Below are 10,659 nucleotides of genomic sequence, written 5' to 3'. Positions count from 1 at the left end.
ATATGATTCCCTGTCGCCGATATTTGACCCAAGTCCAAGATATGCTGTGTGCTTTTTTCTGCTTATGGACACGGACACTGTATCTACATGTACCATGACCGGAGCCCACGGCTTCTTCACCGTCACATTTACCCCTCTCACATCATCGTAAGTGAGAAGTATCATGTCTGCTATCTCCTCAGCCACAGTCTCTATCAATTTATAATTTCTGTTCTTCATGACCTTCTGTATGTCATCGCACACGCTGCCATAGTTCACAGATTTTCTTATATCATCACTTCTACCGGCCTCCCGGGTCGACACCTGCATGGATACGTCCACCACGAACTTCTGTCCAAGGACATTCTCCTCCCTGTACACTCCGTGATGTGCAAATACCTCAAGTCCTTTTATATTGATACTGTCCATACCGCACCTCCGCTATATGTTATCTGGCACTCAGCATCGCATGCGTCATCTTGAGTGCTCTGTAGTTGCTCTTCACATCGTGTACTCTGAAGAAATCGCAGCCCTTCACAAGCCCAAGCACTGATGTGGCAACTGTTCCCTCCTCGCGCTCGGTCACCGGAAGATCAAGTGTAAGTCCTATCATCGACTTTCTCGACGTTCCGAGGAGTATCGGGAGATCCCATTTGTGGAGAAGCTCCAGATTGTTCATTAGAAGCAGATTCTGATGCAGATCCTTTGCAAATCCTATTCCCGGATCCACCATGATCTTGTCCCTGTCTATGCCTGCTGCCAGAGCCATGTTAACCGACTCATCCAGATCTGATACAACATCAGCCAGATAGTCTGTGTAATCTGTGTTCTCCCTGTTGTGCATGAGACAGCACGCCTTGTCATACTTCGCTATGACAGCTGCCATCTTCTCATCGTACTTCAGTCCCCATATATCGTTTATGAGATCTGCACCTGCATGTATACCCGCCTCAGCCACCGCAGACTTGTATGTGTCGAGTGATACTGCCACGTCGAAATCTCTCTTTATCGCCTCTATTATCGGTGCGGTCCTCTCTATCTCCTCCTCATCCGATATCTTTGTATATCCAGGTCTTGTGGACTCACCGCCAACATCTATTATCACAGCACCCTCAGCTATCATCTTCTCTGTGGTAAACAGAGCTGTGTCCATGGTGTTATGCTGTCCTCCATCCGAAAATGAATCCGGAGTCACATTCAGTATCCCCATCACATAAGGTTCTTTTCCACTCTCAAATGTCTTGTTTCCTATTATCATCCTTTTATCCTCCAGATATTAAATATCCGCACATGACGTGCGATCCCTTGGTACTTCCCTTAATATTTTATCCCTGTATTGCGTGCACTCTCCAGCCAGTAACACTGATCTGATGCCTCGCAGTCAAAACAGTTTCGAGACAGCTTATCCGCCTTATACAACACATATGCCAGTCCTTCCCGCTCAGCACCGTCTGTATTGTGTGAGCCTATGGCATCACATATCCGCGCATTCTCCTGCGTGGAAAATCCGCACTGCTCCAGTATCCTGCCCGCATACTCAACACTCAGCTCATGATGCTTCCTGCCGGTGCCTTCAGGATCTGCCCGTCCCACATCGTGAAGAAGTGCCGCGGCATATATGATCTCCCTGTCTATCGCATATCCCTGTTCGATATTCATTATATACGCTATCCTGGCAACATCCAGGCAGTGCTCAAGTCCATGCCGGCAGAATATCCTGTCGGTCTCCTTGTTCCGCACAGTCTCCATGAGACGTCTGTATTCATCGTTGTATATGATCCTGTCCACTCTGTCCATCTCTGTCTGCATCAGCTTTCTATATATCCTCCATGTTCCGCACGGTCTATGATCGGCCCAATAAATGACAGCGAGCCAAATACCATCACCACCGGATCCTGCCTGCCATCAGCCAGCGTCATCGCCAGCCTCACGGCATCGTCCACATCTTCCTGCTCATAGACTTCATCTATATATGTCCCTGCCAGCTTTTTCAGCTCATGCCTTGAAAGTGCTCTCGGGTTATCCGGCTCAACTGCTATGAACGCAGAAGCCCCCGGCATCATGATCCTGAGCATCTGCTCATAGTCTTTGTCCTTGAACACCCCACATATATATATGAGGTCTCTTCCGGCAAAATACTCATCTATGTTCTGTCTAAGTGCTCTCCAGCCTCCCGGATTGTGCGCGCCATCCACATACATGAGAGGTTTGTCCATAAGCTTCTGGAATCTTCCCTTCCAGAACGTCGCTTTAAGTCCTCTCCTTATGTCATCCTCAGTCAGCTCATATCCAAGCCTCATGAGAACATGTGCGGTCGCAGCCGCTGTGGCACTGTTATATATCTGATATATGCCCGGAACCTGAAGTTCGTATCTCTGTCTGCCATATATATATTCACTTCCATCAACAGACTCTCCGCATATCTCTATATCCTTCTCCCTGATAAGTACCGCCAAGTCCGATATATTATTCTGCTCACATGCCATATCCCACATATCCTCAAGCTCTGAGGCAAGCGGGTACGCCACACATGGGCAGTTCTTTTTCAATATTCCAAGCTTCTGTCTGTATATATCCCTCAGGGTATTCCCGAGGAAATGCATGTGATCCATGCTTATACTTGCTATTATCGTACAGACCGGGTGGCTGCACACATTTGTGGCATCCTCCAGGCCTCCCATTCCGGTCTCAAGCAGAAGGAAATCGACCTTTTTGTCGCAGAAATAACAGAACGCCACCGCTGTCTCCGTCTCAAACGATGTGGGCCTTCCCCAGCCGTCCGACACCATGTCATCCGCTGCATCTTTCACCGTCTCAAGATATACGGCAAAATCCTCCTCAGACATATATCCCTTATCTATCTGAAATCTCTCAAGATATGTAAATATCGTCGGAGATATATATCTTCCCACACTGTATCCTGCACTCTCAAGTATCTCGTCCAGAAATGCGCATATTGAACCTTTGCCATTTGTTCCTGCTATATGTATAACCGGGACTGCGTCCTGCGGATCGCCCAGCCTTCTCAGCAGCTCCTTTATACTGTCAAGCCCCAGAACGCTTCCCATGGTGTCCGTATATTCTATATAACTTCTTGCCTCTTCATAAGTCATGGCATATGTCCGTCCCTTCTCATCTGTGCCTGATAAGTGGTGCATTCTCATCTATAGGCAGCAGCTCATACCCATCATCCCGGAGTCTTTCAATGAGCATCGGCAGTGATTCCACCGTGGTGTGCCTCGACTCAAGATCATGCATCAATATGACCACATCGTCGTGCTGCAGTGCATCCTTCATGATATTGTCGACAAGCTGCTCCGGCGTGTAGCTGCCACACACGGCATCATTGTTCAGCGCATTCCAATCATAATATATAAGCCCCTCGGCATTCACATAGTCTATCAGGGTGTTCATATCCACTCTGGATACCGTATTTGAACTGCCACCCGGGAATCTGTAATATACACAATTTACACCTGTTACATCATACAATAAATTTCGCAATTCCTCAATATCTTCGGAGAAATCAGCAAGGCTTGCATATATTTTATCGTAATCATGGGTGTACGAATGAAGTCCCAGTGTATGTCCCCTGTCCACTATATCCCGGTAGTCATCATAGTAGCTCTCGTTGCGCCCCACGACAAAAAATGTTGCCTTCACATCGTATTTATCAAGGATATCCAGTATCTCCCCGGTGTTCCCGGATGGTCCATCGTCAAATGTGAGATACGCCCTCTTCGTTATCTCCGGCTCCGCATCAGACTCCGTTTCGTCCTTCTCCGGCTGCATCTCCCCGGTATCATTTGCCCCATCCACATCCGATGGTGTGCTCTCATCCGCCCCCAGGACATTTGCCTGCTGCCTGACCGGCCCTCCGGCAGTATAAAAGCCCCACCTCGACTGGCTGATTATGTAATAACAACAGAAAATTATGGCAAGAAATATGGCGACCGCCAGCATAATATACTGCCATCTGTCAGTCACCTCCTGCACATTGTCAATTTTTTTCAAATGATCCTCGCCGCCTATAGCATTTTTTCTATTATATTATTTTTTATTTTTAATTATGTGTCTATTTTTTATGCCATGAATATTTCTCAGATATACGGAGAATATAAATAGCAAATATTAAAAAAAGGAGAACATGTACAATGAAAAAATACTTTTTACTTGTGACGTGTATGACACTCACCATGATCCTCTTCTGTGGTTGTGGCAATTCAAACGGTGCTTCAAGCACTGGCTCATCTTCAGCAGCCAGCACCCAGACAACATCTGAGGCTCAGAATGGTAACAGCTCTGAGGGAAACAGCACCGACTCATCTGACAAAGGCGTTGTAGGCGGAGCAGCCGACGCTGTAAAGGATGTCGCTGACGGCGTGGCCGATGGTGTAAAGGATGTCGCTGACGGCGTGGGAAACACCGTGTCAGGCATCTTCGGTTCATTCGATGATGCCCAGGACTGGTTCATGGATCAGCTTCCCGCAGGTGACGGAAGATTCGAGGTTGCCAACAGTGACAAGGATCTCACAGAATTTTCCGGTGGAAAAACAGGCTACCACATCGAGCTCCACGACAACAATAAAGAGGGCGACACCAAGGTCGGTGATTTCTATATCGACTCCAGCGATGGCAAGGTGTACAGATCCGATGAGCACGGGAAGACATTTGCAGAGTATGATTTCTCTGATTATAAATAGATGAAATATCCCGCATGAAAAAACAAGCGGCACGGAGGTATCTGAAAACCTCCATGCCGCTTTATTCTATGTTCTTATTCTGCCACATCCGCTGCATCATCAGCTTCAGTAACAGTCACTTGTTCGTCTTCACCCTTCTTGTCTGAGCTCAGCATCTCTCCTGTGAGCGGATTGATCTTGACTCCCATCTCCGACGCAATGAGATTGTACATGTCAAACTCTCTGTCTCTGGCAGCCTTCTTTCTGGCCTTTACGCCCCTGGATCTGACCAGCTCCACTATTCCGAATCCGATCATCAGTATGCCGAAGAATATGAAGCCCGCCATATTTTTTGAAAAAAATGCATGAGCCACACTTATTGCGCCTATTCCGATCATCACGATACCCATAACGAAATTGAACATATATGCTTTACCGCCTTTCACCAATCATCTGTTTACAAACGCATCTATGCCCGCCTTCTCGAGCATTCTGTCGTATTGCTCATACATATACTGGACACTGTTCTCAAGAAGATGATAGTGCATTATGTATGGAACAAGCAGCACCATGAATGCAAGTGCAAGTATCAGCAGCGATATATTGGCCGTCACGACAAATGTTATACATGTTGCAACCGTCAATACGGCAAACAATACCAGCACTATGAGGTGGATAAGTCTCTCATGCATGAAAAATCCTACCTGCGTGAGATGTCTCTCTGCCTCCCGTGCAAAGTCCACATCATTCCTCTTTAAAAGCTCATCAATATATGCTATATACCGGCGTATCCTCTTTGCCATCTGCCGCATCTTCCTTTCCTGATCCCTGCCGAACCGTCAGGCTAGTTCATCACCTTGTTCATAAAGTGCTCCCACTGTGCGATCACCTTATCATAGTAAAAACTCAGAACATAGGATTCCTCATCCACATCTATTATCATCTGATAGCATTTTCTGTCAGCATTCTCCGAAGACTTGAGCATCTCCTTTGGCTGGCCCGAATAAAATACAACCTTGCCCTCAAAGCTCTTCAGCACATCCTCATAGTCCGCCCTGTCCACAGGCTTATCCGGTACTGACTCCTGGAGGACATCGTTCGCATCGTAATACTTATGGCCCTCGAGCAGAAGTGCCTCGATCTCAGGCTCAGTGAATCTGACCTGCATATCACTGGCATATCTGTCAGTATAGAGCTCATTTGCAGAGTTGTCCTCTCTGACTACCGCGCCGTCAAATTCAAATTCCAGGATTCCCTGCTTCTCCGAATATATACATCTGATCAGAGTCGCATCCCTGAAAGAGAGCGTCTCGATCTCATCTACACTCTTGTACTTCATATCTGTATCTCCAACTAGTCCATTGCCTTCTTGATGGCCGCAAGAAGCTCATCGTATGTCTCAAATGCCTCAAGATCAGGATTATCCGCCTTGATCTGATCTGTGCTCTTGAACAGGAAGCCTGCCTTGCTCGCATAGATCATTCCCAGATCGTTGTGGCTGTCACCGCTTGCTATAGTGTCGTAGCCGATTGACTGCAGAGCCTTGACTGTTGTGAGCTTCGACTGTGGGCATCTCATCTTGAAGCCTGTGATCTCACCGTCATCTGCAACGATCAGCTCATTACAGAATATTGTAGGATAACCGAGCTTCTTCATGAGAGGGCCTGCAAACTGTGAAAATGTATCGCTTATGATTATCACCTGTCCTATGGATCTCAGCTCATCCAGAAACTCCTTTGCTCCAGGGATAGGATCTATCTTTGCTATAGTCTCCTGTATCTCCTTGAGTCCAAGTCCGTGCTCCTTAAGTATACCAAGTCTCCAGTTCATGAGCTTATCGTAGTCAGGCTCATCCCTTGTTGTTCTCTTAAGCTCAGGTATTCCGCTTGCCTCCGCAAATGCGATCCAAATCTCAGGCACCAGTACTCCCTCTAAATCAAGACATGTTATATACATATTATATTATCCTCCGTTCTTATAAATAGTGTGAATTAATGCATGTCATACTCCTCCCGTTTCTGACCACACAGATGCATTATAGCACAGTATCACGCAGACTAACAATCACTACTTTCAGGCATTTGCCCAGACTTCTTCCATCTGTCCAGAGCGTATCCATAATCCCGGATTATCATGTCGAGCTGCACCCTTTCCGTCACTCTCATGTGGCTTCCCTTCAGGTATACTCCGTCCATGAAACCGGTCCGTATCGTCATTCCGCACTCACCTCTCATCGCAGCCGGTCTCTTCACCACACTTGCACCCGCCGCCTTCTGAAGCTCTTCGTACCTTTCATAATTCTTCTGCCATGCCCTCATATAGGTCTCAACTTTCCTTCCCGGAATATTGACCCTCACTCCACCATAGCGTCCATCCGGCCCCGGGAAGAAATACTCTATCCTGAAGTCATTCTCACTTATTATTAGCGTACCGCCGCTCGCCAGCTCTTCTCTGCACGTTCTTCCCATAACTTATCCTCACACATTCCTGAGACTTTCAAATGTATTGTAAATGTTCAGCAAGCCATATCCCCACTCGGGATTCGGATACTGCCTGATCTCCAAAAGCCCGCCCGAACTTCCCGGTCTCACCGCTCCCCTTATCAGGTAGCCCCTTATCTGGTTGCCGTTTATATTCCTTATCATCTTTCTCCCATACGACCACTCAAGCATGATGGCACTGCAGCCCGCAGTGTATGAAGCCGCCACTGAGGTGCCGCTTCTTATAACCGTCTCCCCGCTGGCTCCTTCTCCCCTTATATTCACTCCGGGAGCGAGAAGATCCGGTTTCACCCTGCCGTCCGCCGTATAGCCTCTGCTGTTGTCTATATACAGATTACCATTTGAGTGATCATATGCGCAAGTGCATATCGCAGTCTCCGCCACCGCCGGGCTGGTTATGGTCACCCCCGGATCACTTGACACAAATCTCGTCCCCGGGGATACAAAGCTGCTTATGGGCAGCCACGCGTTAAAGCTGAGCTCCGTGGTTCCAACACCGTACACCCTTATCCGCCATATACCATTTGCCGGGGTTATAAATCTGAGCATGATGAGCTCCTGCCCAGCAGAATCCTCTATGAGAAAATAGTCGACATATATCATCCCACCTCCAAATATCGGACGGATGATCGAGCTCCTGTCATACCTCGGCGATATCCTCTCTATAAATTCCCCGCCGGGAATCTCTATGGCCACCGAGTAGGTATTGGTGGACTTACCCCATATCTCAAGTGTAAAGCTGTTGCGATCTGCCACATCGATCTCAACGACATCGTATGCCCCTGTGACGATTCCGGAATAATGATGTCCTGCTCTCCCCTCGTTGCCACCGGCAGCAGACACCGCAAGCCCCTGAAGCTCTCCTATGTTGTTTATATATTTGTCAAGTGCTTCCGCCCCCGTATGGCTTCCACTGTTGGTCCCAAGCGTCACGAGTATGCTCATAGGCATGCGCAGCTTTTTCTGCTGCTCAAGCAGATATGCTATCGCTGTCATTATGTCAACCTCACTGTACGCATTTGCATCCGATGGAATACCATAAAAACTGCGTAGATTCTGCTTTGCCTGCTTTAACTTCACCACCACCAGGTCTGCCGACGGAGCCACACTCACAGCCGTTCCCGCGCAGAAGCTTCCATGCCCGGTGGTATCCGTCAATATCCTTTGTCTCTCATCCACAGCAGCCTGTATCTCCTCCGTGCTATACTCCCTGCCGTAGCCGTATGATGCGTTGTCAGCCTCCTCCACAGTCTGATCCCACGCCGCAAGTATCTTTGTCTTACCCCCATCCCGCACAAATGAACTGCCAAATATATCGATCCCCGTATCAACGATGCCAAGCAGTATCCCCTTTCCGGTGAGTCCGAGTATATTTTCCTGCTGGATATTGATAACCCCTATAGCCTCAAGAGCTCCCACGTCGTCCATCAGGCCGTACACTTTGGGGAAAAGATTGTACTCAAGCCTTGAAAAACTCTCCATATACCCGGCCGGAAACGGCTGATATGCCACCGCATATCTGTCGTCTATTATGTTGAGCCCGTATGGCTGATACAGATCCATCAGAGCTTCCCTGTCTCCGTTGTATTCTATTATATATTCCACATAATCCTCTGAGTAAGCAGCATCTGATATCACCGCACATCCCTCCAGGGGCAATCTATATAGTATATGCAGCAAATTCCGAATCTTTACACAAAAATACCGCAGCACGGAAATTTCTCCGGCTGCGGTATGTCTCCATCTGTACATTATATGTACCGGCTATATTCTATTTTATTGTTTTGTATCAATATACTTCTGAACCTGCTGCTTCAGGATATTGAACTGGCATGGACCTGTCTCGAGAACGACTGTATTGAACTCCTTCAGGTCAAACTTTGATCCAAGCTGTTCCTCAGCATAATCCCTGATCTCCTGCATCTCATAGAAGCCTGTTGAATAACTCTGGTATACGGCAGGATCACCTATCATGGTAGTATACAGATCGTCGGCAGCATCGCCGTTGAATCCCTTTTCATTCAGGTAATCTTTTGCTTCCTGCAGTGACCAGCCCTCATAGTTGATTCCTATATCGATCCTTCCACTTATGAGATAATTGATCTCATCGTTTAACCTGTACAGTTTTGCAACGGTGTCCGAATCAGATGCCCCATCAAATGTGTAATAGTTTATGGCATCATAGCACGCATACATTGCCCAGCCCTCCTTGTATCCAAGGAAGCTTAATATGGTACGTACCGGTTCAGGATCTGTTGACATGTAGTATGCATTCTGCAGCATGTGTCCCGGATATCCCTCATGGGCAAGTGTGGTCCACATACCATCCGTATGTTTGCCATTTACCCTGATAAGGTTGTTGTCCTGGTCATCGATCGCAGGTGACATATAGTATGCCAGCGTATTCTCCTGAATATCCTCAAGGCTCTTATCAAGCTTCTTCGCCTGATACTTTATCTCTCCAAAGTCTGGGTAGTTCTTGGTGGCTGTATTCATGAGTATATCTATTATTTCTGAAGGCTCCTTTGAGTCACTGTCTCCAAAGAGGTCATCGTAGTGCTCCACAAAATATTCATATGAATCGTACTGTGTCATGGCTATGGAATACAGATCTGTCATGAGATCTGACAGGTTGTCATCCAGCATCTGTGCCACTTCCTCAGGTGTCTTATCAGTTCCCGCAGCGTCCTTCAAAAGGTAAGCGTAATACTCTTTACCACCTTCATAGCCACACACACCACCCTGATTCTTACCGGTTCCCTTGAGCGATGACAGCACATCTATAACATCCTCATATGCAGGTATAAGACTTTCCGCAACGGCCTTCTTATTCTGTTCCTCAAAGTCCGCTATCTCGTCCGCAGTCAGGAAGTCCAGCGCCTCGATGTTATCGTTGAACACCTGTATCATGAAGTGATTGTCCTTGTCCTTGATGAAGTCTTCGCACTGCTCGATGACCTTATCGCACACGGCATCACTCATAAAATATCCCTTCTCGGACTTTGTCTTCTCAAACTCTAGATTGTCATCAAAATAATCCCTTACCATTCCAAGCACCTGAAGATATCTCTCCACATCACCCTTGTCGTCAAAACGGTAGTCTGTGAAATATGTGGATATATTCGACTGCAGTCCCTTCATAGGTGAGAACGGCTCGCTGAGGTATATGTTCAGATAACCCTCTGACTCCGTCTCCAGATACTGATTAAGTATATCGTATGTGAGCTGCTGGCTCTCCGTGAGATCGTCCCTGTCAAATGACTTGAGCTTGTCAAAGGACTCATCAAACTCAGCCTTACGTTTTTTGATTCCCTCATCGCTCATATCCGAATCGCCCAGAGATACCTCCGGCTCAGGAATACCAAGGGCATCCCCATCCTTTATCTCATAGTTGTACGAGAGTGTGTCCGATGTCACACTGTCCACATACTCATCGTGCAGATATTCCTCGAACTCCTTCTGCACCTTTGTGTAGTCGTCCGCATTATCCTTTATTG

The 10,659-nt window shown here is 47.3% G+C and carries 13 protein-coding genes; 1 reads left to right on the top strand and 12 read right to left on the bottom strand.

The window, feature by feature from the left end; genetic code table 11:
• The 5 genes from folB to ABUA34_RS12720 all read right to left on the bottom strand — a co-directional run.
• A partial coding sequence (folB, locus tag ABUA34_RS12740; protein ID WP_349823431.1) for a dihydroneopterin aldolase occupies nucleotides 1-408 on the bottom strand: 408 nt, incomplete at its 3' end.
• Between the two features lie 19 nt (nucleotides 409-427).
• Nucleotides 428-1,237, bottom strand: a complete 810-nt coding sequence (folP, locus tag ABUA34_RS12735; protein WP_015533887.1) for a dihydropteroate synthase — start codon at nucleotides 1,235-1,237, stop codon at nucleotides 428-430.
• A gap of 59 nt (nucleotides 1,238-1,296) precedes the next feature.
• A complete protein-coding gene (locus ABUA34_RS12730) occupies nucleotides 1,297-1,788 on the bottom strand; it encodes an HD domain-containing protein (RefSeq protein ID WP_349823430.1) in 492 nt (163 codons plus the stop codon).
• Complete coding sequence (locus tag ABUA34_RS12725) at nucleotides 1,788-3,137, bottom strand: bifunctional folylpolyglutamate synthase/dihydrofolate synthase (protein ID WP_349823429.1); 1,350 nt, start codon at nucleotides 3,135-3,137, stop codon at nucleotides 1,788-1,790. The genes ABUA34_RS12730 and ABUA34_RS12725 overlap by 1 nt, the downstream gene beginning before the upstream one ends.
• A complete protein-coding gene (locus ABUA34_RS12720; RefSeq protein ID WP_349823428.1) occupies nucleotides 3,112-3,993 on the bottom strand; it encodes a polysaccharide deacetylase family protein in 882 nt (293 codons plus the stop codon). The genes ABUA34_RS12725 and ABUA34_RS12720 overlap by 26 nt, the downstream gene beginning before the upstream one ends.
• Nucleotides 3,994-4,133: 140 nt before the next feature.
• On the opposite strand from ABUA34_RS12720, the gene ABUA34_RS12715 reads away from it, so the two are divergent.
• Nucleotides 4,134-4,682 (top strand): hypothetical protein, encoded by a 549-nt coding sequence (locus ABUA34_RS12715; RefSeq protein WP_118018156.1) that lies wholly within the window; start codon nucleotides 4,134-4,136, stop codon nucleotides 4,680-4,682.
• 74 nt (nucleotides 4,683-4,756) lie between these two features.
• Here ABUA34_RS12715 and ABUA34_RS12710 read toward each other — a convergent pair whose 3' ends face one another.
• From ABUA34_RS12710 to ABUA34_RS12680, 7 genes are all read right to left on the bottom strand, one after another.
• On the bottom strand, nucleotides 4,757-5,107 hold the full coding sequence (locus ABUA34_RS12710) for a DUF308 domain-containing protein (RefSeq protein ID WP_349823427.1): 351 nt from the start codon (nucleotides 5,105-5,107) through the stop codon (nucleotides 4,757-4,759).
• 3 nt (nucleotides 5,108-5,110) lie between these two features.
• Nucleotides 5,111-5,464 (bottom strand): hypothetical protein, encoded by a 354-nt coding sequence (locus tag ABUA34_RS12705; protein WP_055273339.1) that lies wholly within the window; start codon nucleotides 5,462-5,464, stop codon nucleotides 5,111-5,113.
• A gap of 41 nt (nucleotides 5,465-5,505) precedes the next feature.
• Nucleotides 5,506-6,000, bottom strand: a complete 495-nt coding sequence (locus ABUA34_RS12700) for a hypothetical protein (RefSeq protein ID WP_015533893.1) — start codon at nucleotides 5,998-6,000, stop codon at nucleotides 5,506-5,508.
• A 14-nt stretch (nucleotides 6,001-6,014) separates the two neighbouring features.
• Complete coding sequence (gene thrH, locus ABUA34_RS12695; RefSeq protein WP_015533894.1) at nucleotides 6,015-6,617, bottom strand: bifunctional phosphoserine phosphatase/homoserine phosphotransferase ThrH; 603 nt, start codon at nucleotides 6,615-6,617, stop codon at nucleotides 6,015-6,017.
• A 101-nt stretch (nucleotides 6,618-6,718) separates the two neighbouring features.
• Entirely contained in the window at nucleotides 6,719-7,129 is a 411-nt protein-coding gene (locus tag ABUA34_RS12690) for a hypothetical protein (protein ID WP_015533895.1), read from the bottom strand.
• A 9-nt stretch (nucleotides 7,130-7,138) separates the two neighbouring features.
• The gene (locus ABUA34_RS12685) at nucleotides 7,139-8,800 is read right to left on the bottom strand and encodes a S8 family peptidase (protein WP_349823426.1); all 1,662 of its coding nucleotides are present in this window, start codon (nucleotides 8,798-8,800) and stop codon (nucleotides 7,139-7,141) included.
• Between the two features lie 138 nt (nucleotides 8,801-8,938).
• A partial coding sequence (locus tag ABUA34_RS12680) for a DUF885 domain-containing protein (protein WP_349823425.1) occupies nucleotides 8,939-10,659 on the bottom strand: 1,721 nt, incomplete at its 5' end.

Source organism: Coprococcus sp. RTP21428st1_C9_RTP21428_210409 (genome assembly GCF_040227395.1).
Taxonomy (GTDB): domain Bacteria; phylum Bacillota; class Clostridia; order Lachnospirales; family Lachnospiraceae; genus Coprococcus; species Coprococcus aceti.
The sequence above is the reverse complement of the archived record's forward strand: the minus strand, read 5'-3'. Positions and strand labels throughout refer to the sequence as shown.

Coding starts and splice junctions, on each gene's coding strand:
- folP (WP_015533887.1), bottom strand. CDS start 1,237: ATGATAATAGGAAACAAGACATTTGAGAGTGGAAAAGAACCTTATGTG.
- ABUA34_RS12730 (WP_349823430.1), bottom strand. CDS start 1,788: ATGCAGACAGAGATGGACAGAGTGGACAGGATCATATACAACGATGAA.
- ABUA34_RS12725 (WP_349823429.1), bottom strand. CDS start 3,137: ATGCACCACTTATCAGGCACAGATGAGAAGGGACGGACATATGCCATG.
- ABUA34_RS12715 (WP_118018156.1), top strand. CDS start 4,134: ATGAAAAAATACTTTTTACTTGTGACGTGTATGACACTCACCATGATC.
- ABUA34_RS12705 (WP_055273339.1), bottom strand. CDS start 5,464: ATGGCAAAGAGGATACGCCGGTATATAGCATATATTGATGAGCTTTTA.
- ABUA34_RS12700 (WP_015533893.1), bottom strand. CDS start 6,000: ATGAAGTACAAGAGTGTAGATGAGATCGAGACGCTCTCTTTCAGGGAT.
- thrH (WP_015533894.1), bottom strand. CDS start 6,617: ATGTATATAACATGTCTTGATTTAGAGGGAGTACTGGTGCCTGAGATT.
- ABUA34_RS12690 (WP_015533895.1), bottom strand. CDS start 7,129: ATGGGAAGAACGTGCAGAGAAGAGCTGGCGAGCGGCGGTACGCTAATA.